We start from the raw sequence: 22,612 nt of genomic DNA, 5'->3' as shown, positions 1-22,612 counted from the left end.
GCCCCTCCTAGTGAGAAAGACGTACACCGCGAAGGTTGTATATATCAACAGGATAGGTGCTCCAGCCGCTCACATGCTTATTCATACCAATTAAGTTGTCAGGTGTTTGAATAAACACATTTGCTGCATCTTTTGCTAGCAGTGTTTGTACTTGTTGATACAGTTTTTTTCGCATCTCTTGATTTGTCGTGGATACAGCCTGTTTCAGGTCTTTTGTTACCTTGGGGTCCGAAAAGTTAAAATAGTTCCCTTTATTGCCTGCCTCGTACCGATCCAGTAATTGAGCGGGGTCAAGCCGGCCGGTATGCGTTATGACTGTCAATTGGTAGTGTCGTCCCAAATAAACGTTTTTCAGCCACTGTGACCATGGAATTACTTTGGTGTGAACAGTAATACCAATTTGTTTCAGTTCTTGAGCAATGATTTGACCCGTCTTTATGTGAATGGGGTAGGGTTGCGGCAGTGCCATATTCAATGTCAGTCCATTAGCATATCCAGCTTTCTTCAAGAGTTGCTTTGCTTTGTGGAGATTGTATGGATAGGTCTTATTTAAGTTGACGTAGTACGGGCTGTTCGGGGGCATATGACTCCCGATTTCCTGTCCGTAACCAAAATCGACGGCCTTAATGATGGCAGGTTTGTTGACTGCGTATTCAATCGCTTGGCGGACAAGGATGTTGTTCAGCGGTTTACTCTTGTTGTTCATCGCCATAATTTGAACGGCGTTCGATGGGCTGGACAGGAGTTGGAGCTTTGCATTGGATTTTACGCTGGATGCATTTGCAGGGGATACCGTTGAGACGTCTACAATTCCTGTTTTTAGGTCCATCAGGCGAGTGGATTGATTAGGTACTACTACAAATTTGATGGTTTTGATGTGCGCTTGTTTTGCGTCCCACGACTTACTAAATTTTGTCAGTGTGATGGACTGCTGAGGAACCCATTTGACTAACTTGTATGGCCCTGTGCCGATAGGCTTGTTTTTCAGATTTGTACCGGTTCCTTGTTCAATCACGGCTGCCCAAGGCAATGCCATCGACGCTAGAAACGGGGCGTAGGGTTTTGACAATGTGAATTTGACGGTCTGCGGTGAAACGATACTGATACTTTTAATTTCACTAAAATCACTAATATTAGGGTCCCCGGTTTGCTTGTTTAGAATTCGGTCAAAAGTATATTTCACGTCCGCCGCAGTCAGGGTTTTGCCGTTTTGAAACAGTACGTTTTTACGCAAATCGAAAGTCCAGTTCAGTCCGTTCTTGGAAACGTGCCACTTTGTGGCAAGACCGGGTTGCAACTGTCCATTGGGTTTGACGTCGACAAGGGTATCAAAGATGTTGTTGGTGACTTTAAAGGTAGATGCGGACGCCGTCTTTTCGGGATCGAACCCAGATACGTCGTTTTGAAGTGCAATTTTAATGGTGCTTGATGCCGTCTGGGATGAAGAAGTTCCTGAGTTGTTTTGTGTACCCGACGTTGCGTTTGAAGTGCCGCATCCGGCAACCGTGAGCAGGGTCATTGCTACAGCGGTTGAAGCTGTCAGAACGTGTTTTTTTCTGCGATTCATTCTGTCTCATCTCCCACATATCGTATTAACTTCTCAAGTTTTTTCAAATTGCTCATGACATCGTCTTCTCGCAGTAAACTCACTTTTGTGATAATGGCGCTGGTCAGGGACAGCGGTGCAACATAGGAATCAAGAAATCCTGCTGAGTATGACGGAACCAAATAAACAACATCGCTGAGAGGAAGAAATGGCGATGTGGCAACATCCGTAATCGCTATTGTCTTTGCCCCATTGGCGACTGCCTGCTCCATGGCTTCTAAAGTGGTCTCGCAGTATCGGGGAAAACCCATTGCAATGAACACATCGCTAGCGTTCATGGTCAGCATTGATTCGTACAGCCCTCCGTGCATTGGCAAGAGGGTGGAATTCCCGAGCATCAGATTCAGGGAATAATTTAAACTGGCTGTGACTGCCAGTCCTGCTCTCCATCCGGCTACGTAAATCCGCCTCGCCTTTGCAATCATCGCGGCACCTTGGTCAATGCTTTCCTCACTGACAGATGCGAGTGTATCTTGCAGGTTTAATACATCGACTTCGATTGTATGTTCGAGGGTATTGCTCCCTTGCACTTGGTTATCAGCCACTCTCCTCAACCGTGATACCGTTCGACCCTTTGAAAATACATTTTGCGCGAACTTTTGCAGATGGGAGAAAGAAGCAAAACCAAGTTGTAAAGCGAATCTGTGAACCGTGGCTTCACTGACACCAACTCGTTTGCCCACATGGAGCGCTGGTTCAAAAGCCAGAATGGTTGCGTCATGTCGCAGTAAGTCCGCCAGTTTCTTCTGACTGGGTGTCAACTTGGACCTGGCGTTATCGAGAAGAAGACGCAGGGGATCTTCAGTGATTGGGAGCTCTGCGGGAGTTCGTGTCAAAGTCATGGTGTCGCCCTCCCGTGAGCCGGTTGCGCTGCATGCGACAAAACAGAGTCAATCACCTGCGTGACTGATTCATAGATCTGACAGTCTTGAATGTCTTCGATTCCTAACTTTCCAAAGCGATTGATGAGCACAGCGTCTAGACCAGCCTTACGTGCTCCAACGACATCGTCATAGTAGTTGTCTCCGACGTATAAGGCGGACTCTGCTGTAATGCCTGCGTGTTTCAGAGCAGTAAGGAAGATGTCTGGATTTGGCTTTTGCATGCCGATTTCAGAGGAAATGATGATACTCTCAAACAGATCCTCCAGTTTCAGCCGCTGCAACAAAGGACGGGCGCTCTCATCCCAATTTGAAATAAGGCCCACATGAAGTCCCGAGTCTCGAAGTGTTTTGAGTCCGTCCTGGACTCCTGGAATCAACGACCACACACCTCGGCCGTCGTCAACTCGTGCAAGGTGGTCTAACTCTTTATCCGCGAGTTGGAGACCAAGGTAATCTGCTACACGACGGATATAATTTGGGAAAAAGCGACGAGAGTCTAAGGCCAAGAGTCCAGGCTGGTGTTGCATATAGTACTTGTCTGTTGCGTGGTAGGCATGCTCTAATTCAAGAAGGGAGCAGTCAATCTGTAGTTGCATCATGCGCTTTTGCATTGAGAGTTCTCTGTCTGTTCGGACCAGGGTGTAACCTAAATCAAAAAAGATTCCTTTGTACTGCCTCATGTAAGTCTATTCCTCTCGAAGTATTTCCTACAAATTGGGGGTCAGGTGTAGGATATCTTTCGATTCGTACTATAGTGAGCGTTTGTTAAGAGAAAATATATAAACCGTTAATTTTTTATATGGGAGTTGTAAAGATTCTCTTAGCAAAAAGAGAAGCGGCTACCATTAAGTGGGTAGTGTCAAGAAGTTTGTGTAATTTCTTTTCAGTAGGGTTATCCATCGAAGATGGATAACATCATTATTTGGTTTGTTTTGGTAGGTGGGGGGTACCCCCCACCGAAAATTAGAACTTTATCCCTCTTGGATTGAATATTCAGAACTAATATCCTTGTTGAATTGCTGGACTGTCTCGGAATTATTTTGGATAATTATTCCTTGTCGAGAGTCTCGGAGACAGCTGGGTAACGCTCTTCATACATTCGCTGTAGCCCGGCTTTTGTTTCCTCATCGCCAAAGCCTCGGATGACCCTGGTACTCCATTTCTCGTTGTACGCTGTGACCTCCAGATAGATAATTTTCTCAGCAGCGTCCATATTTGTTAAGCTGTTCATCGGTCTAAAACGTTTGCGAAGTTCTTTGTTCGTCCGCTCGATGGCATTTGAAGTATAGATTGCGTGACGAATCAGCTTCGGATATTTGTAAAACGTCAGGAGCGTTGAAAGTTGGCCTTCCCAGGACTGAATTTCTTTCGAATACTTTTTCCCCCACTTATCTTTGACGGTGTCGAACGCAGCTACGGCCAAGTCCTTGTCTGGTGCGGTGTACACCGTTTTGAGATCACTGAGAAATTCCGTCTTGTCACCGACTCGGATTTTTGGGAAGGTACTTCGCACTTTATGTACGACGCAGTGCTGAACGTCAGCCTTTGAATAGATTTCTCGAAAGGCTTCTTCGAGACCAGGGAGCCCATCAAATACACCCAGTAACACTTCGTGTACTCCACGGTTGTATAGGTCCTTGAGCACGTCCTTCCAACCGTTGGCACTTTCTTTGCCGCCCACGTAGAAGCCGAGTATTTGTCGGTATCCGTCTTCGTTGATACCCATCGCCAGGTAGACGACTTCGCTGTCCACCGTAGTACGTTTTAACTTGATGTAGATGCCATCTAGGTAGATGACCGAATAACGCTTTTCTAACGGACGCTGCTGCCATTCTTCTACATCTTCCAAAACGGTCTTTGTGATATTACTGATGGTCGTTGGCGAGTACTCTGTGCCAAACATCCCTTCGATAAATTTCGCGACATCCCGGGTACTCATACCGCCTTTATACATGTGAATGACAGCCTCTTCTAGCCAACCTTCCCGGCGTTGGTATGGCTCAAACAACTGAGTCTGAAAGGCGTCCTTACGGTCTCGGGGAACCTGTAGGTCCTCTATCTCGCCATACCGCGTTTGTAAGGAGCGACCATAGTAACCATTTCTACTCGGGCGGCGCCCCTCATACTCCACATTCAGGAAATGCTCAATTTCTTCTCGCATGATAAACTCGAGTTTTTCCTTAACAAAGCCTTTCACGAGATTTTCCATTAGATCTCCAATACTCTGTTCATGTACACTATCCATAGGTAGGGCTTCCTTTCTGGTGATGTCGCAATCCCGAGGATACCCTACCTTTTTGTTATCTGAGAAGGATCCAAATTCTCCTACACAAACAATTTTACTTCATCATTAAGTGAATTTCAAGACTGGATTTTAGGGCTGAATTTTCGTTTTTAGATTGGACTGATTCACTATTCTATCTCAACATAAAATCAATTTTACTGCGTTAATTTGTTGAGGGATTATGTATATCTTGAATGAACTTGTGAGGGAACAGGGACTTTCTTTCATGAAATAGCTCCTTCCAGCAGTCTTGGAAAACCGACATGGAGCATGTACACGAACATTGGTGTTGGCACATTTGTATGAGCATCAAAGACTGTATTACATTGACTTTTTGGACATTATATATAAATCTTGCGATTTTTCGGAGTGATTTGCATTCAAACGCGCTGTGGTTAGGACATCGCGTTGACATGCACATAGGAAAGATATAAAATGCAATTAGTTTATTGGTTAGCCCAACATATTAATAGGGGTGAAAAATGTGAAAAAATCTAGCCGTATTTCTGTGGTTGCTGTAAGCGCTATTACGGCAGCTACTCTGGTTGTAGGATGTGGGTCTGGAGGTTCGGCAAGCAACAGCGGCGGTAATAGTAGTGGGACCTCTTCCGGGGGTAAAACGTCCCTGACGCTCTGGAACGTTGATAGTGGAGCGGCTGAAAAGGTAGATAAAAAGCTGGTAGCGCAGTACAACAGCGAAAATCCTAAAGCCAAGATAACAGCACAGTTCTTCCAATCTAATCCGTATTTGCAAAAACTACAGATCGCCATGGGCGCTCACAACGCTGCTACCATCTTCGGTAACTGGGGAGGGGGTCGCTTGGAAAACTACATTACTCCGGGTGATGTGGTTGACTTAACCCCTTATCTAAATGCAGACCCGTCTTGGAAGAACAAATTTCTTCCGTCCGTTATGAAGTCGGTTACATTTAACGGCAAGGTCTACGGTATTCCTTACGGCAACATGCAGCCCGTGAACTTCTTTTACAACAAGAAGCTGTTTAAGAAGTATAATTTGACACCGCCCACAACGTGGAAGGAATTGCTATCCGACGTGCAGGTGTTCAAGTCCCACGGTGTAATTCCTATTTCTCTCGGGGGTAAGGATAACTGGCCGGATTTGATGTATTTTGAGTACATTGTTGACCGCTTGGGAGGTCAACAACCCTATAAAAATGTCGCGGCAGGAAAAGCCAATGCCTGGTCTAATCCGACGATTACTAAGGCGCTGCAGATGATGCTGAATCTTAAGAAGGCCGGAGCCTTCGAGCCTGGACTAAGCTCTGTCGGCTCCAACGATGGTTCCGACTCGGCTCTGCTTTATGGTGGTAAAGCTGCCATGTGGTTAATGGGAAGTTGGGGATATGGCGCCATAGAAGCCAACGATAAGAGTTTCATTTCTCAACTAGGATGGTTTCCCTTCCCGGCAATTTCCGGAGGAAAGGGTAATCCGAAGGATGTTGCTGGTAACCCAAGTAACTACTATTCTATTCCGACCTCTGCAAGCAAGTCACAGGTTAAGGCTGCGGTCAATTTCTTGAAAAACTACAACCTGAACTCGCAGAATGTGAAAAACTACTTGAACATCGGCTATGTGCCTGGCATAAAGGGAATTAAATCCAAACTTCAGCAATCCAAGAGTTCCTCCTATGAAACTTTCTATTATAATTTGGCATCGAACGCACCGTACTTCCAACAGTCCTGGGACACGGCCCTGTCTGCTGCTGAAGGAAATCAGCTGGATAGCGACCTTGGAAAACTCATGGTTGGCCAAATGACAATCAGTAAATTTGAATCGGATATGAATACTCAGTTGAAGAAAGCATCTAAATGATAGGAGGTGACCAGGAAGGCACGGTGCCTCCTGGTCACCTTATCTTGTGTAAGGAGTGACTTAGATGTCGGGGGCACGCATGAATTGGCAACGCTGGCTGATGATGTTGCCGGCCGTTATTTTTTTTGGAGTCTTTGCGCTGGTGCCAATGTTCGTTGCCGTTTATTACAGCGGGCTAAATTGGAGCGGTGTTGGCCATGCTCAATGGGTGGGAGTTCAAAACTGGACACACGCGTTTTCGGACGGGCAGGCCTTGCATTCCCTTTGGCTTACCATTGAATTGATGGTATTGTGCTGGATTCTACAGAATCCGCTTAGTCTTGTATTGGGAGTATTTATGGCAGGTAAGAAGAGACACCGTGTCGTTTACGGAGTGATTTTCTTTATCCCGCTCCTATTTTCTGCTGTAGCCATTGGTGTCACGTGGTCATACATCCTTGACCCGGAATTCGGATTACTGGATTCTGTGCTAAAATCTATTGGCATTGGCAATGGCGCGGAAAATTGGATAGGAAACCCCCACATAGCTATGTTAGTTGTGGCTTGTATTATAGCTTGGCAATTTATTCCATTCAATTCCCTTCTCTATCAGAGTGGAGTAAGACAGATACCTGACTCTCTTTATGAGGCTGCCATGTTAGACGGAGCAAACCCTATTCAAACCTTCTTTAGGATTACTTTACCTCAATTAAAGTATACGATTGTTACGACGACCGTTCTAATTTTAACGGGTACGCTTACTTATTTCGATTTAATCTACGTGGTCACTAACGGTGGTCCTGGAGATTCCACTAATGTGCTAGCGATGTATATGTACAAAGAAGCGTTTCATAGTCTAAACATTGGCGCCGGCAGCGTTATTGCGGTCATTCTTGCCGTCTTTGGGTTACTTTTGTCAATTGTTATTCTCAAGTTTACTGGCTTCACTAAGATGGAAAGTCAGATGGAGGGTTCGTAATCGCTATGGGAACGACAGGAGTTACGCAACAGCCGATGAAATCTACCAAGCGTCGCAGCAAAGTCTCTGGCTACGGAATAGCTTTTACGGTCTTTGGCACTATATGGCTTATCATTGCCGGCTATCCCTTGCTGTACATGTTGATGACAAGTTTGAAACATCAAAATGGCTACCTTGTGGGTAAGCCTTGGCTACCACCGCTCCACCCCACCTTGAGTAACTATAGTCAGGTTTTGCAGGCCGGATTTTTCCACTACTTTCTCAATAGTGTGGTGGTATCCGTCACTTCTGTAGTCTTGATTGTTGCATTTGCACTCGCACTGGCGTATGTTATCGTGCGTTCTACAAACAAGGTAGTCCGAACAATCTTTAATGTCTTTTTGGTCGGTTTAGCGCTGCCAATTCAGGCAGCAATAATACCAGTTTATCTCCTAATACTAAAACTGGGCCTGTATAACACCCTTATCGGAATGATACTTCCAACGGTTGCGTTTGGTTTGCCGCTTACATTGCTCATTCTTGTCAACTTTGTCCGAGACATACCTTCTGAGCTGTTCGAATCAATGGGGCTTGAAGGAGCCTCCGATTTTCAAGTACTATGGCACCTTGTAACTCCCTTGTCCAAACCGGCGTTGGTTTCCATCGGTATCTTCGAATTTATTCAGGCGTGGAATAACTTTTTGTTTCCATTGGTACTCACTCAGAGTAAGGCTGTTCAGGTTCTTCCCTTGGCTATTGTGCAGTTTCAGGGGCAACATTCTATCAACGTGCCTGTAACGATGGCAGCTGTCATTTTTTCTGCATTACCTCTAATTTTTGCGTATATTTTTGCAGGGAAATATCTTCGTGCGGGAATGCTTGCTGGCTTTGGAAGGTAGTATTAGGACATTAAATAGTGTGACGATGTGAGCTCCTGTTAGTAAGTCGTCGTTTACTATGATTAAGACAATCCTTTGAAAAAGGGGATGCCAGGAGAAAACTGAAGTCCGGCACACCGAGAATAGTCCATATAGAGGGCTGCTCTATAAAAACTGGGGCGTGTAATCTGCGATACACGGGACTGTACATCGCAGTGATTTTGCTAGAAAATGCGATGCCTGCATGGTGCATCAGCAGTTTGGATAGATGGTTGCGTTGAATGCTGTAGTACTGCGATAGTACTCTGTTTTGAGGTTTCTACAAGGATACTGTCAAAGTAACCGTGGGGAGGCCTAAGGGTCTCCTTTTACGCTGACATCATGTCAGTGGTAAAAAATCACAATATCAGAGGGCGAGCATTACCAGTCCGGTGAATGCCCGCTTTTAGTTTTACAGTTATTGTAGAGATTCTTGAATTTTGGCTAAAATAACGTCTTCGGGCACAGCGCCCTCCTGTTCCGCCTTACCGTCATTAATAACGGTCTTTGGTACGCCCATTACGTTGTGTTTGTTTGATAGTTCTGGAAATTCCATGGCTTCAATCATTTCTCCTTTAATATGAGGATTAATCATTGCCATGTGGTGAGCCACGCGAACTGCGCGGGGGCAATAAGGTCAGGTCGGTGTGATAAAAACGGAGAGAGTGACGTCCGTATTAATCTGTTTTAGAACGTCAATTGTTTCTGGAGACAAGTCAGTATGATTATTGGCGACATCGACAATATCCTCAATCAATGTGCTAAATTCATACCCAGACGGAATCCCATAAAAGTGTACGCCAGTATCGTGGCCATTATCATTTACAAATACAATGGCAGGGTACATGTTGACTCCAAATTGGCGAGCTTCGTCTGCGTTCGCATCTTTGTCAAATACCTGCAAGTCAATTTTGTCTGACAACTGTGCAAGCTGGTTTAAGATATCCAATGTGTCTTCACAATACTGACAGTTTGCTTTGGAAGTGAAGAAGCGAATGTGTGCAGTGCCTTCCATTTTGTGTGCAAACAAGTTTTTAATTGCTTGCTTATCACTTTCCTCAATTTGGGGCAAAATCTCAACTCCTTATCTCCTGCAGTGTTAAATCTTTAAACCCATAGGGGTATTTAGATTCACTCATTATTGTAGTTCTTTAAGAAAAACTTAGCAATCTGAAGCCTCCCTCTCGCTCTTATCCATCACCTAGAGTTGGTATTTCGTAAATACTGCTTCTTTATGCGACGAGAATTCAGAAGAAACGTTGTTCTTTTCAAACACGACTCCCGGACATTTCTTGTGATAAGGTCTACCTTGACGAATCCTTTCCTAATATGTAACCGGAACGCGTGTCTGGTGTCTAAATAGGTGAAGGCAGGTGAACGAACTGATGACTCTTGAACAATCAACGGAGGAATTACTGAAAACATACGGCACTGATGTTCTGAGGTTCATTAGGTTCTATACGAAGAGCAGCAATGACGCAGAAGACCTAACGCAGGAAGTTTTTCTCCGTGCTCATCGAAACCGAAGCACATTCCGCAACCAGTGCCAGCCCAAAACCTGGTTAATGCAGATAGCAGTGAATGTATGCAGAAACTACTATCGAACGAACAAACGGCATCCGCAGATATTGGTAGATCGTGTACCTACGACTGACTGGAGCCCTTCCGCAGAGACGGAGGCCATTCAAAGGTCAACCGACCAAGAACTCGTGACACTGGTACTGCAACTTCCCATTACGCTGAGAGAAGTCATTGTTCTTCATTATTATGAGGAAAGACCTACTGCAGAGATTGCGAAGATTTTAGGTGTCACTGTGAGCACCGTGAAAGTGAGGCTCTTCAGAGCGAGAAAGGCGCTGAAGCAGGGAAAGGAGTGCAGGGAACATGAAGAACGAATCCAACCTCGAACAGTCCTTAACAAGGCTTAAACCAGCCGCTGAAATGACCGTTATGAAGGATATCAAGATGTCACGACAGTTGGAAGACAGCATTATTGAAGCAATTCAGTTAGAGGACAGTAGTGTTCATCAACCCGTGCGTTCGCGAACTCATCTATGGGCTTTTGTTGCGATTGCAATTGCGACAATAATGACTTTCGCCGCTTTGCTGATGGGGCATTCACCCAAGAACCACCGTGAGGCAATTACAGCTATCGAAGTATCTATAAGTTCTGTTGTTCCCGCGGCTGCACTTACAGCGGTTTTGGCCGCTGGCGCGAATCCCATTCAAAAGAACCTTACCATGAGTCTTTACCCTATTGATCATCGCAGGACCCAATACAGCGCATCCAGCTAAATACCTTTCAACACAGTGATGCATTGAGAATATATTTCAAAGCTTGAATGACTGAGATCTCGCTGCTTGTAGAGGTTTGTGCCGCTGCAGGGCTCTTTGTCATGGCCAAAAACTCGCTTACACGGAGGCGTCCTATGAAATGGAGGCATTTGTTCTCGTTTCTTGCTGTTGTGATGTTCGTTCTTGGAATCACTATGAGCACAGCACCGGCGTTTTGGAAACACACGAAACTAGGTCTAGACTTGCGTGGAGGATATGACTTGTTGTACCAAATTGATTCACATGGGAAGTTGCTCAGTAGGACGGATAAGCAAGCTGTTCTACAAGCAGTTCAACTGCGTGTCAACGCCGCAGGAATTGGCTCTCCAAACATTGAGTTGGAAAATGGAAATCAGGTGAATGTACAACTTGCGGGAGCGTACAGCGCTCAACAGGCAAACGCCATAATTGGCCACACATCTCAGCTGAAAATCTATTCCAACGCGAAAATCAAGGAAAAGAGCGGCACTATAGTACCGTATACGAGTTTCAATGCTGCTTTGCCTCAAAGCAAGGTTATTCCGAGTGGGAAGCTCCTTGTGACAGGCAGCGACTTGAAGAGTAACGCGTCTTGGGAACAGTTCCCCCAACAGGGGAATGTCGTCTCTGTGACTTTTAAAGATCCGATACAATGGAGGAACATTACCACGACTTACTTGCATCATCCTGTGTATACTTTTCTCGGTTCGAAAATGGTCAACTACGCTACTATCCACGAAATTATACCCAATGGTAAGACCGTGATTACAGGCATGACCAAGCAGGAGTGTATTGTTCTCGCGAAAGAGTTAAATGCGGGAGCCCTGCCGTATCCATTAAAGCTGATTAGCTCTACAACAGTTGGACCATCTCTTGGTCAGGCGTCGCTGGACGCGACGGTTTTTGCAGCTACTCTCGCTGTGGTTCTTATCTTTCTGTTTATGATGCTCATTTATCGCACAGCCGGATTGATTGCTAACGTGGGGCTAATAGCCTATGCATTTGTTACTCTGGCTTTGTTCGACGGACTGGGCATTGTCCTGACGCTGCCGGGTCTCGCGGCTTTGGTACTGGGTCTGGGGATGGCTGTGGACGCAAACATTATTACAAATGAACGCATACGTGATGAACTTCGCACTGGTAAGAGTCTAATATCGAGCATAATTTCTGGAAACCGGCGAGCATTACGCCCCATCATGGATTCGAATGTCACCACCTTTATTGCAGGAGCCGTCATGTACATAGTCGGCAGCGGCGCCATTAAGGGCTTTGCTGTCGCTTTGATGCTAAGTATTGGCACGAGTCTTCTGACTGCTGTCTTTCTCGGCCGAACTATGCTGCTGCACCTTGCAAAGTCCAAGATCTTGCGCAAATCCAACTGGTTTGGGTTCGGGGGAGAGGGTGCAAAATCATGACTGGGAGATTTCATATTGTGAAGCGACGTGCATGGTTTTTTTTACTGTCTTCAATTATTACGTTAGCCGGACTAGTTGTCTTTACAGTGCATGGCTTTAATCTTGGACCGGACTTCAAGTCTGGGTCTCGTATTCAGCTTAAGAGTGCCATGTCGACAGTCCAAGTTCAGCGTGTGTTTGCTGGTACAGGCATCCACGTAAAACCCCAGGAGATTACGTACGGCGGTTCCTCAGTACATCAGTTGACCATTGTAAGACTGCCGGAAGTAATGGATACGCAACAGGTATCGCAAATAAAACAGCACTGGAAGAACACGCAAATTGATACGGTGAATCCGTTAGAGGCAAAGGTCATGTCACATAAAGCGATTCTTGCCGTGTTATTTGCCTCTGTGTTTATTATGGTGTACGTGGGAATACGCTTTGAATTCAGGTTTGCCGTCTCCGGAATTGTCGCACTTCTTCACGATGCATTTATTGTCATGTCCTTCTTTGCACTATTTCGCATTGAAATTAACATGCTGTTTGTGACTGCAATTTTAACTATTGTTGGCTACTCCATCAATGATACGATTGTGATATTTGATAGAATTCGGGAGAATTTGCAGTTGACAAAACCGGAGACAGCCGAACAACTGGAACAAATAGCTGATGTGAGCTTGAGGCAAACGATGCGACGTTCGCTGAACACAGTTAGTACTGTTTTGATTGCAGCTTTCGCCTTATTTTTCTTTGGCGGCCCGACCATACACAACTTTACCATGGCGCTCATCGTGGGACTTATAAGCGGAACCTACAGTTCCATTTTCATTGCCAGTCCTTTGTGGGTAGCTTGGCGCGGACATTCTCTTAAGGGTGAACCGCCAGTGTAGCTATGACTGGGAACTTCAATACGATGATTACTGCCACCAACCCGCATAGAACATAGGGAAAAGCTGCCTTCCAGATGTCATTCATTGTTATCTCAGCCGGAGTGACTCCCTTAATCGTGTAGAGCAACAGTCCAACCGGCGGTGTCAGCATTGCAATTTCGAGAATTAGCAGATACAGGATTCCGAACCAAATCGGATTTATGTGCGCAGCTGAAACGACAGGCATAAATATGGGTAGAGTAATCATCATGATGGACACTTCTTCGACAAACATTCCAAGGATAAATACGACTGTCAGCATGGCGACAAGAAAGCCTATAGGGCCAAACGGTAGTTTTGTCACTAATTGCAGTAAGTGCGTTGTCGCACCACTAAATGCTAAAACTTGGCTGAAGGCCGTAGAGGCCGCTATAATAACTAGTATCATAGACGTGATACGAACTGATCCGAAAATCGACTTCTCCAATCCTTGAAGTGTGAAGTTTCCCATAATGAAAGCCAGAAGGAGTGATGCAAGTGTACCAAATGAGGCAGCTTCTGTAGGTGTGGCAATCCCCCAGAAGATGACCCCGACTGTGAGTAGGACAACGGATGCCAGTGGAAGAACGTATTTTAGCGTATCAAACCATGTGTCTTTAACAGAGTGTTTTTCGACATTGTAAGCCGGAGCAAGAGCGGGGTTTGTGAGACAACGTACAATTGTATAGACAACGTAAAGTCCGGCCATTACAAGACCGGGAAGAATTCCTGCTACAAGCAGGTCTCCAACGGATATTTTTGCAAGACTTCCGAAGACAACGGTAAGCGAACTTGGAGGAATCATCATTGCTAGACTTCCAGATGCAACAATTGGACCGATAATCATACTCTTGTGATACTTCTTTCGCCTCATTTCCGGAGTTAAAAGCGAACCTAGCATAGCCGTGTTTGCAATAGTAGATCCGCTTAAGCTGGCGAACAGTGCTCCGGATACGATGCTTAATACACTGAGCCGTCCAGGTAACCTGCCAAGCCATTTCTCAATTGTATTAAGTGCCTTCAGCGCAACCCCTGAGTTAAACAGAAATTCTCCCATTAACACAAACATAGGGATGGGCGTCAATTCGACGTTGGTTAATGATGCAAAAATACTTCGGATTAAGTCGTGGCCAAATTGAGGTCCCATAACGAAGTGCATCCCAATTGTAACTACCAGGAAGAAGCCAATTGCAATAGGGAGACTGCTGAAAATGGCAAGCAGAAGTCCTCCAAAAAACAATATGGCAATTAACCACCATACCAACGGACACACCTCCCTTGTTATTGTTTATCTTTGCTGTTTCGCGACGGCTGCAGAGCATTTATCAGGAAGCTGAACGCCATAAAAAGTGCCCCGACAACAATAATTCCAAAAAGTAAGTACATGGGAGTTGCTAGGATATTTGTATCCACTTCATGTTCTGTGTACGCCTGCAAAGTCGTCTTCAGTGCGAACCACGCAATGATTAGGCTCATTGCAAAAGAGACTAAGTTCGTAACGAACTGGACGACGGCCTTCCCCCGTCTGCCAAGGGAAGCTGGTAGCATTTCTACGTTAATATGTCGATTCTCCACAGCCAGCAAGGGGGCGCCGAGGAATGTCACGAATAATAATGCATAGGTACTGGTATCCGTGACCCACGCCATTGGTCTGTCGAGAAAGTGTCTCGATAAGGCGGAAATTGTAATTGTGAACATTAGAGCCATGATAATAATTCCTGCAATGAGAGTAAGGTATTTCGCAATACGTTCGTTTAGCATGACTACCTTTTCAAAAACTACTTTCATGTTGGCACCACATCCAAGTCCAATTTTGGTGGTTCTTCTACTGTCCTAGTGCCTTCTTGATTTTAAGTCCATAGTCTGGAGCATGCTTTAATACGCTTTTCCACCTCATCTTTGACAGTTTAGCTGTGGAAAAGTAGGTTATCAGTATCCCGAAGCCGCGCCGTTGCGCGGTTTTTCTGTTGATAAGTTGTGTTTTGAGCTCAAAAATGTAGGTCAAAATGTGTTTGGACAGTGGATAACTTTTTCCTTGTTATAAAAGTATTTATATTGTATAATTGTAGGTAATATTATGAGCGGTGGTGAGCCCAGTGTTCGCACAAGTTGTATCCACAAAACGCCCCGATGGTCGTACCTACAGGTATATGCATATTGTTGAGTCCTATCGCGAGGGAAAAACCGTTAAAAAGCGTCGGATTGCCAGTCTTGGTAACATCGATAACTACTCTGAGCAAGAGATTGAGCAGTTTATTCGTACCCTTGAATCGCTCCTACAGAACCGTACCTCTGGTTCGATTGAGGACTTTGACCCCAAGTCGACCCTCTCTTTTGGCGTTCCCTACGTGGTTCAATTTTTGTGGGATCAGCTTGGGTTGACCAAGGCGATAGAGACCGGACTCAAAGACCGTCAGGTCACCTTTGACGTAGCTCGCTATGTAAAGGCCATGGTCTGTAACCGTTTGATGAATCCGTCTAGTAAGTTGGATTTGTTTCATACGATTGAGGACATGTATCTTCCGGAGGAGGAAGGTGAATCCTGGCAGTTGCAACATTTCTATCGTGCGCTGGATCACCTGATGGATATGAAGCCCGAACTGGAGACATTTATCTATCAACGACTCACGGACCTCTTGAACTTTCGTTTATCGCTTGTACTCTATGACCTGACCAGTACGCACCTCAGTGGCCACCACTGCCCAATTGGCAAGCATGGATATTCACGAACCCACAGGCCGGACCTGGAACAGGTCGAGCTGGGTCTGCTTGTGACTCCGGATGGGTTGCCAATTACCCATGAAGTCTTTGCGGGAAACACGCCGGACAAAAAGACCGTCAAGGAAGTTCTGGAGCGTTTGAAGAAAGACTTCTCCGTTGAACAATGTGTGTTCGTCGGAGACCGCGGTATGGTCACGAAAAAGAACACGGAGTTGTTGGCGGCGCTTGAGTATCCCTATATTGTGGGCTACCACAAACGTGGCCGCGTGGTTAGCGACACCTTATTGGCACAGTACGGTGACCTCTCTCTCTACACTGAGCTGCGCGGAAATCTCAGCTATCTCGAAGTGCCCGCATCTGCAGTGGAAGACGATGAGAAAGGGCAAGATGCGCGCTATATTCTCTGCTACAATCCGCTGAAGGCGAAGGCGGATGAAGCCTTCCGCACATCGGCATTGGAGGAAGCGGAACAGGCATTGGTGGACTACCAGACGTGGTTGGACAAGCCCCATCGCGGGCGAAAAGCAAGTACACAGTCCATCATGCTCAAAGTCAGTGACATCCTCACCAAAAAAGGTGTACAGGGGTTCCTTGAGGTGGAGTTCAGTGAACAGAAGCTCTCCTACACATGGAATGAGGCGGCCCTCGCCAAAGAAGCCTTACGCGACGGAAAGTTTGTGATTAAGACCAACACGTTGCTCCCTGCCGAACAGGTGGTTACTTCCTACAAAACGTTGATGAACGTAGAGCGGGCTTTTCGAGAGATCAAGAACTTCCTGGATGTAGGGCCGGTGTACCACTGGAATGAAAAACGTGTGCGCGGGCACATCTTCGTCTGCGTACTTGCCTATCTGTTCGAGCAAGAGATCCAAGTGATGTACCGACGTGGGTGGGCGCAGCAAGAGCAAGAAGCAGAGCAGATGACCAACGCAGACGAGCGCGAGCAACGGCTGGAGGAACTGAATGACCGTTGGTACACAGGCGAGCGAATCATGAAAGACCTCTCGCGTTGGCACGTGATGAAAGCCGAGTTTCTCGGGAAAGAATTCCTCAGCGTTCCACCGCCACCACAGAACCTAAGCGAGGTCCTCAAGGCACTGGGTATCCCGCTTCCTGCCAAGGCAATCCAACTACGCAACACGTCTTCAGGCACACTCGTTTAACGAGAATCCCATCCTTACGGCCCCAATCCGTTTGGGGCTATTTGTGCTGTAGGGCAAAATCCCCCCTACAATCCCTTGCGGGGTCTAGGGTGCTGTCAAGGATGAGTTCCACGCTGAACTGTACGCTAGCTTCGTATAGGTCTTGGATTGCTGTGAACTCAAATGAATGACTTTTACACCCTTCTTTTGCATGCTGGCCACGTCTTTCTTCTGAAGCTGCAAAAAATGCTTCTTCATGTCCTGTTCGACTTGAACATCGGCTTTGTTAAATATTGCTTGAATGTTCTTCGGCAGACTATTCCAGGTTTTTAGGTTCATTAGGGCAATATCATCCACTTGATAAAATCCCGGATCAATCATATATTTTGTTAGTTTGTCCCATCCGAAATTGTGAATCCCATAGCCGGGCCACCCGTATCCTTTTACTACTCCTCGCTGCAAGGCTGTATAAACTTGGCCAGGAGGAAGTGAAACCGGCGCTGCTCCCAGGGCAGTGAGGAAGTTCTTGTAGGCAGGCGATGTGCGCATGGGCAGTCCCTTAAAGTCACTTAAGGACTTTACGGGTTTTGTCGTATACAGATGAAAGCTTACCTTCGGAGACCCTGCGCCACGACAGAGGAATCGAGCGTTCATCTGTTTGAAAATGGTGTTCCACAGTTTGGTGACCCCCTGACTGCGTTCCTGTTGCGGAGTCAAAGTTGAAAGTTTCAACGCGTTAGCGGCGGGTACAAGAGAGGATGTATATCCAGCGGATGTCCAATCAATGTCCATTGTTCCTGATTTCAAAGCGTCAGGCTGTTGCATAGTCGGAATTACTGAAGGTCCGCCTAAATACTCAATGTGGACTTTTCCTTTACCCAACGCATTAACTTTTTTGATGAGGTCAAACAGACCCGCGTTGTCAGGAGTGGATTTAGGCCATGCAGAAACCGCCTTTAATGTAATCACCCCGGACTTCGTTGCGGATGCAGCATTGCTTCCATTCGATTTGGTTGCTCCAGACACTCCACAACCAACGATTGTAGACATAACCAAAAGTGTACTTATAGATACAACGTAGTAGTTCTTCTTCATTTTACCCCTCCTGAAGTTGATTAATTCTAAAAATTCAGTAATTAAAGCTTCTGAAGTATTACGTTGACAACGGCTGGGTTCCCATGCTGAACGATATCAAGTGCTTTTTTGAGTGTTTCTCGAAGATTCGTCGGAGATGACACTTTAAAGCCGCACGTGTCCCCAATCGAACCCGCAACTTGCTCGAGATTAGATTGTTCGAGAAAGCTCACGTGAAAATCGGAGTTCCGGGCTGCTGCCCCATCAGGATGAACTGCAAGTGTAGACAATTTCGGCGACTTCCAACCCCCGTTATTAAAGATAACTGTGAGAAAGGGAGCATTAAATTGGTTTGCTACCAATTGAACAGCGGAAGGCACACTGAATAGAAAGGCGCCGTCACCCGTCAGCGCGACTACAGTTTTGTCAGGGTAAGCCAGTTTCATTCCGATGGCAGCTCCCCCGTGCCACCCCAGGGAGCTTGCGCCGCTACCAAAGAAAGTGCCCGGAATTGTACGCTGAAGATGTCGCCAAGTAGCGCCATAGTTTGAGATCGTCTCATTCACGACAATCGTCGAATCGTCAATCGTTTCGCGGATGACTCGAGTTAGAAACTCCGGTGTGATTACGCCATTTTCAGGTGTAGTCTCTTTCTGAACCCGCTCATCTGCTCGTTTACGGTGTTCCTTCATCAGATTTGTTCTCTGAAGGTTAACCTTGCTCTCATTAACTTCGAAATCATCCAGTGCCTCATTTAACTGTTTTAATGCGACACCAGAATCTGCTTTAATCGCCTTTTGACCTGCGTAATACCACATCGGGATATCTTCTTTGAGCGGGTCTGAATCAATCCAATAGAGTTTTAGAGATGACAGTATTTTCGATGTTTGGGGCATCCAAGGAATATCACTGTCCAGTACCAAGACAACATCGGCCGATTCTAGGTAAGTGTTTTTGTTGATAAAGTCTTCGTATCCAAGATGTAAAGGGTGATCTGCAGGAAAATTCATGTAAAAAGGGCCCGCTTCCATAACCGGAACGGCCAATCGATTACTGAGTGTCTCTAGTTCATAGACTGCTGACGGATTGCGTCCTAAGTAGCTTGTAATGATGAGCGGTCGATTTGCGTTTGTAAGTTCAGAAAGAATCTCGTAAACCTGGTTTGAGCTCAAGGCAGATGGGTGAAGCGGTTTCAATTGCGGGCTGTGCTGCTCAACAGACTCATCAGCACTTTGTTCCAGAATGTCTCTGGGTGCCATGAGGTAAACGGGTCCTCTGGGTTCGGACGAGGCGATTTGCGCTGCGCGTTTGACAACGAGATTGACATTCTGACCAAGGTGTAGTGTATAGTCCCATTTAGTGTATCCTCTGACGATACCCCGTTGGTCGAATACATCTTGCAAGTAGTGAATAAATTCATTTCGGCTCCCTGTGGCTTCACCGTCTAGTGTCGCCGGAGACGCTCCAGCAAAGATAAAAATGGGAACTCTGCCGCGCATCGCATTGTGCAGTGCGCCTCCCATATTCTGAGTACCCACATCCACGTGAACGAACACGGCTTGCATTTTGCCTGTTGCCTGAGCGAAGCCATGGGCTGCACTCAGTGCCACCATTTCATGAGGGCAGACAATGACGCGCGGCAAGTTTGAGGCTTGATTTTCATTTGCTTTTGCAAGACTCTCTAGGACAGCAGGGTGGTCACTCCCTAAATTCGCGAAAATAAACTGAACCCCAATCTCACTAAGTGTTTTAAGCAGGCCGTCTGAAACCGTAAAGGTTTCGTTTTTTGTTGAGTGTGCTTGCATATTTAAAGTCTGTCTCCTTTCTGTAACGACACTCTGATAGCGCTTTCTCTGGCTGTGAATCAGGGTCTGTTCAGAAGTATCACGAAGCACTCAAGCTAGCGTTAAAGACTCCCTAAAAGATTATGGTACACATTATAGGGAGGCGTTCGTTCAGCTTCAATATCAATGTGCGTATGACACCTATAGATGCTGTCTATGATTTTTTATTGATGGAGAGATGCTGTGATTTGATTGCATTGCTGATTTGTTTTCGGTGTAGTACTGAATTAAATGAGTCACAAATGCATGCATTCCCTTATCAAGAAATGAGTTCTTTCTGTATACAACACCAATGGACTGCTGTGGGGTTGGGTTCTCGATGGATATGGATGAGATTGTTGGATCTTGAGTAGTAGCAAGATAAGACTTCGTTAGAATGGTGGCAGTTGTTTTTAGACTGACAATCTGATGCAGAGATTCGAGACTGGACAACTCCATCTTGGGATGAAGTTCAAATCCGGCATCGTGGCAGTATTTGTCAACAAACTGGCGGATAAGGTATTTCGTTGGAAGCAGAGACAGCGGTATGCGCTGTAAGTCTTTCAGTTCAATCTGCTGTGTGTTGGCTAGCGGATGGTGTCTGTCCACCACTAATAAAAGCTCCTCATTGAACAGCGGTACAAACTCAAAATGTTGGCCAATGAATGCTTTGAAAATCACTCCAATGTCTAGTTTATTACTTAGAAGGCCGGCAATCGTCTCTTTGCTGGTGAGGTCAAGTATGGAGAGTTCGATGTCAGGATGACGGCTGTGAAATGACATGGCTGCAGAGGTTAAAAGATGTGAGCCAGCACAGCCAATGGCCAAAGTTCCTCTGAGTAAGCCCTGCAGTTCTTTAATTTCTGAGGTGGCTTGTGTTAGTTCGTAAAACACCAGTTTTGTATGTTCAAATAGTATTTTGCCGGATTGGCTCAAGTAAACCTTTTTTCCGATGCGATGAAACAATTGTGTATTAAGGCGGGACTCTAAAACCCGAATTTGGTGACTCAAAGTCGGTTGACTGATGCCCAATCGCTCAGCAGCTCTTGTAAAATGCAGTTCTTCACACACCATCATGAAATACTCCAATAATCGCAATTCCACTACTTTCACTCCTCATTCTCAAATACGATATAGTACATGTGAGTTTTGGGCAGGTTGTGGTAAAATCAGGCGGAGTTAACGAAAAATTTAGATAAAATCCGGTATAAATATCATAAGGTTTTAGGACGCTGGTAAACAGCTCAATGTTCCTCTATATGAAACCGAACTGTCAAACTTCAGAATCGACTGATGGGTTTTTGAATCACTACAGATGTAAGAGAGCTATAGCTTTTGATAAGATATTCGGGGGGCCGTTGGGCCTCCCTTTGTACGAGTAGCATCTGTGAAGTAGTGAAGGAGGGGGGGGATTACGTGAGTCATGTCCCGCAAGCTGCTAGGCGAATTTTTGCAATAGCATGGCCGGCGATTGGAGAAGCTTACTTGCAAAACTTTTTAGGCGTAGTTGATATGATTTTTATTGCTCATATCAGTCTGGCAGCAGTCGCAGCAGTTGGTGTGACCAATATCTATAAGCTGACTTACACAGCGGTTTTCACCGCCGTTTCAACTGCCTTGTCAGTCTCTCTCTCTCGCTATGTTGGTGCAAGACAATTTAAAACCGGCAGAGCTGCCATCTGGCATGCTTTTATCATTGTTCTTGTTGTTGGCACAGTCCTGGGTGTTGCTTCGGTGCTGTTTTCGGTTCCTCTGTTACGCATCATGGGAGCGCGTGGGGCACTACTGCAAACGGCAATACCGTACTTTCAAATCGTCTTGGCGATGGCACCTTTAATTGCACTCTTCACAGCGCAGTCCGCTGCATTCCGTGCAATCGGCATGACGAAAATTCCCTTGCGCATCGGTCTTGAAATGAACGCAATTCACGTTGTCGTGGATTACCTGCTTATATTTGGATTTGGCCCTATCCCTGCACTAGGTATACGCGGAGCAGCACTGTCTCTTCTAGTGGTGCGGATTTATGCTCTGGCACGGCTGTGGTGGAAATCCCGCTGCCTGGAAGCCATTGCCCTGTCCAAGGCAGATTTGACTTTGCAACTAGACATACTGAAACAAATGATGCGATTTTCACTGCCCGCGGCTGCAGAGCGGTTGTCCAAGCGACTTGGTCAAGTTTTGTATTTTGGAATCATTGTGCGCATGGGTGTGGATGTATATGCAACTCACAACATCGCTGGGACACTGACACCCTTTGCCTCTGCCGTAGGAGAAGGATTTTCCATTGCCGCCACAGCGGCCATCGGAAACGCGATTGGAAGGGGGCATAAAAGCTTGATTGATACCTATCGGAGATGGAGCTACTTACAAGCTGCTGTCTCGATGACCGTGATTACTGGCCTCTTGTGCATATTTAGTCCGTGGATTGCCCAGTTTTACACACACAGTACCCACGTTATCAACCTGTTGACTGTTATTCTGGCCATTGACACCATCTCCCAGCCCTTTATGTCTTCTGTTGTGATTGACACGGCTACAATACAAGTCGGAGGAAACACTAGGTTTCCTATGATGGTGACAACCATAGGAATCTGGTGCATTCGCTCAGTTGGTGTATACGTCTTTGGTTGGAGAATGGGGTTCGGGTTGCCGGCAGTGTGGGCAAGTATTGCTGTGGATAACATGATACGATCAGTGATTTTTACGTGGTATCGGAGAAAGCGTGCATTCGTGACGCACCTTGTTTAGACAAAACACAACGGGAGGCCAATG

19 protein-coding genes and 1 pseudogene are annotated in these 22,612 nt (G+C 46.0%); 9 read left to right on the top strand and 11 right to left on the bottom strand.

Annotated elements, in window-relative coordinates; genetic code table 11:
- Nucleotides 1-7: 7 nt before the first annotated feature.
- The 4 genes from GI364_RS20120 to GI364_RS20105 form a co-directional block, all read right to left on the bottom strand.
- Nucleotides 8-1,567: an ABC transporter substrate-binding protein gene (locus GI364_RS20120; RefSeq protein ID WP_198850974.1), complete on the bottom strand. Its 1,560-nt coding sequence runs from the start codon at nucleotides 1,565-1,567 to the stop codon at nucleotides 8-10.
- Nucleotides 1,564-2,448, bottom strand: a complete 885-nt coding sequence (locus GI364_RS20115) for a MurR/RpiR family transcriptional regulator (RefSeq protein ID WP_198850973.1) — start codon at nucleotides 2,446-2,448, stop codon at nucleotides 1,564-1,566. The genes GI364_RS20120 and GI364_RS20115 overlap by 4 nt, the downstream gene beginning before the upstream one ends.
- Nucleotides 2,445-3,170, bottom strand: coding sequence for an HAD family hydrolase (locus tag GI364_RS20110; protein ID WP_198850972.1), 726 nt, complete (start codon nucleotides 3,168-3,170; stop codon nucleotides 2,445-2,447). Before GI364_RS20110 ends, GI364_RS20115 begins: the two co-directional genes overlap by 4 nt.
- 368 nt (nucleotides 3,171-3,538) lie before the next feature.
- Nucleotides 3,539-4,735 (bottom strand): IS256 family transposase, encoded by a 1,197-nt coding sequence (locus tag GI364_RS20105; protein ID WP_198850049.1) that lies wholly within the window; start codon nucleotides 4,733-4,735, stop codon nucleotides 3,539-3,541.
- Between the two features lie 523 nt (nucleotides 4,736-5,258).
- Here GI364_RS20105 and GI364_RS20100 point away from each other — a divergent pair.
- The 3 genes from GI364_RS20100 to GI364_RS20090 all read left to right on the top strand — a co-directional run bounded on the left by GI364_RS20100 (nucleotide 5,259) and on the right by GI364_RS20090 (nucleotide 8,444).
- Nucleotides 5,259-6,608: an ABC transporter substrate-binding protein gene (locus GI364_RS20100; protein WP_233095891.1), complete on the top strand. Its 1,350-nt coding sequence runs from the start codon at nucleotides 5,259-5,261 to the stop codon at nucleotides 6,606-6,608.
- Nucleotides 6,609-6,672: 64 nt separating this feature from the next.
- The gene (locus GI364_RS20095; protein WP_198850970.1) at nucleotides 6,673-7,566 is read left to right on the top strand and encodes a carbohydrate ABC transporter permease; all 894 of its coding nucleotides are present in this window, start codon (nucleotides 6,673-6,675) and stop codon (nucleotides 7,564-7,566) included.
- 5 nt (nucleotides 7,567-7,571) lie between these two features.
- Entirely contained in the window at nucleotides 7,572-8,444 is an 873-nt protein-coding gene (locus GI364_RS20090; RefSeq protein ID WP_198850969.1) for a carbohydrate ABC transporter permease, read from the top strand.
- Nucleotides 8,445-8,880: 436 nt separating this feature from the next.
- On the opposite strand, the pseudogene GI364_RS20085 reads toward GI364_RS20090, so the two are convergent.
- Both GI364_RS20085 and GI364_RS20080 read right to left on the bottom strand, forming a co-directional pair.
- Nucleotides 8,881-9,087: pseudogene (locus tag GI364_RS20085) on the bottom strand (thioredoxin family protein); the annotation flags it as partial.
- Nucleotides 9,088-9,099: 12 nt separating this feature from the next.
- On the bottom strand, nucleotides 9,100-9,534 hold the full coding sequence (locus tag GI364_RS20080; protein WP_198850967.1) for a thioredoxin family protein: 435 nt from the start codon (nucleotides 9,532-9,534) through the stop codon (nucleotides 9,100-9,102).
- A gap of 313 nt (nucleotides 9,535-9,847) precedes the next feature.
- Between GI364_RS20080 and GI364_RS20075 the strand changes: the two genes are divergently transcribed.
- From GI364_RS20075 to secF, 4 genes are all read left to right on the top strand, one after another.
- Entirely contained in the window at nucleotides 9,848-10,390 is a 543-nt protein-coding gene (locus tag GI364_RS20075) for an RNA polymerase sigma factor (RefSeq protein ID WP_198850966.1), read from the top strand.
- Nucleotides 10,347-10,757 (top strand): hypothetical protein, encoded by a 411-nt coding sequence (locus GI364_RS20070; RefSeq protein WP_198850965.1) that lies wholly within the window; start codon nucleotides 10,347-10,349, stop codon nucleotides 10,755-10,757. The genes GI364_RS20075 and GI364_RS20070 overlap by 44 nt, the downstream gene beginning before the upstream one ends.
- Nucleotides 10,758-10,891: 134 nt before the next feature.
- Nucleotides 10,892-12,190, top strand: coding sequence for a protein translocase subunit SecD (gene secD, locus GI364_RS20065; RefSeq protein WP_198850964.1), 1,299 nt, complete (start codon nucleotides 10,892-10,894; stop codon nucleotides 12,188-12,190).
- On the top strand, nucleotides 12,187-13,062 hold the full coding sequence (secF, locus tag GI364_RS20060; RefSeq protein ID WP_198850963.1) for a protein translocase subunit SecF: 876 nt from the start codon (nucleotides 12,187-12,189) through the stop codon (nucleotides 13,060-13,062). The genes secD and secF overlap by 4 nt, the downstream gene beginning before the upstream one ends.
- Here the strand turns inward: secF and GI364_RS20055 are convergent.
- Both GI364_RS20055 and GI364_RS20050 read right to left on the bottom strand, forming a co-directional pair.
- Nucleotides 13,040-14,344, bottom strand: a complete 1,305-nt coding sequence (locus GI364_RS20055) for a TRAP transporter large permease (RefSeq protein ID WP_198850962.1) — start codon at nucleotides 14,342-14,344, stop codon at nucleotides 13,040-13,042. The two genes, secF and GI364_RS20055, sit on opposite strands and share 23 nt — an antisense overlap.
- A 17-nt stretch (nucleotides 14,345-14,361) precedes the next feature.
- Nucleotides 14,362-14,868, bottom strand: coding sequence for a TRAP transporter small permease (locus GI364_RS20050; protein ID WP_198850961.1), 507 nt, complete (start codon nucleotides 14,866-14,868; stop codon nucleotides 14,362-14,364).
- 308 nt (nucleotides 14,869-15,176) lie between these two features.
- Between GI364_RS20050 and GI364_RS20045 the strand changes: the two genes are divergently transcribed.
- Entirely contained in the window at nucleotides 15,177-16,964 is a 1,788-nt protein-coding gene (locus GI364_RS20045) for an IS1634 family transposase (RefSeq protein WP_198850960.1), read from the top strand.
- A gap of 84 nt (nucleotides 16,965-17,048) precedes the next feature.
- On the opposite strand, the gene dctP is transcribed toward GI364_RS20045, so the two are convergent.
- The 3 genes from dctP to GI364_RS20030 form a co-directional block, all read right to left on the bottom strand.
- Nucleotides 17,049-18,038: a TRAP transporter substrate-binding protein DctP gene (gene dctP, locus GI364_RS20040; protein ID WP_198850959.1), complete on the bottom strand. Its 990-nt coding sequence runs from the start codon at nucleotides 18,036-18,038 to the stop codon at nucleotides 17,049-17,051.
- A 41-nt stretch (nucleotides 18,039-18,079) separates the two neighbouring features.
- Nucleotides 18,080-19,822, bottom strand: a complete 1,743-nt coding sequence (locus tag GI364_RS20035; protein ID WP_198850958.1) for a thiamine pyrophosphate-requiring protein — start codon at nucleotides 19,820-19,822, stop codon at nucleotides 18,080-18,082.
- Nucleotides 19,823-20,002: 180 nt separating this feature from the next.
- Complete coding sequence (locus GI364_RS20030) at nucleotides 20,003-20,944, bottom strand: LysR family transcriptional regulator (RefSeq protein WP_198850957.1); 942 nt, start codon at nucleotides 20,942-20,944, stop codon at nucleotides 20,003-20,005.
- Nucleotides 20,945-21,256: 312 nt separating this feature from the next.
- Here GI364_RS20030 and GI364_RS20025 point away from each other — a divergent pair, with 312 nt between their 5' ends.
- Entirely contained in the window at nucleotides 21,257-22,588 is a 1,332-nt protein-coding gene (locus tag GI364_RS20025; protein WP_198850956.1) for an MATE family efflux transporter, read from the top strand.
- The last annotated feature ends 24 nt before the right edge of the window (nucleotides 22,589-22,612 follow it).

This window comes from Alicyclobacillus sp. SO9 (genome assembly GCF_016406125.1).
In the GTDB taxonomy this organism is placed as follows: Bacteria; Bacillota; Bacilli; order Alicyclobacillales; family Alicyclobacillaceae; genus SO9.
The sequence above is the reverse complement of the archived record's forward strand: the minus strand, read 5'-3'. Positions and strand labels throughout refer to the sequence as shown.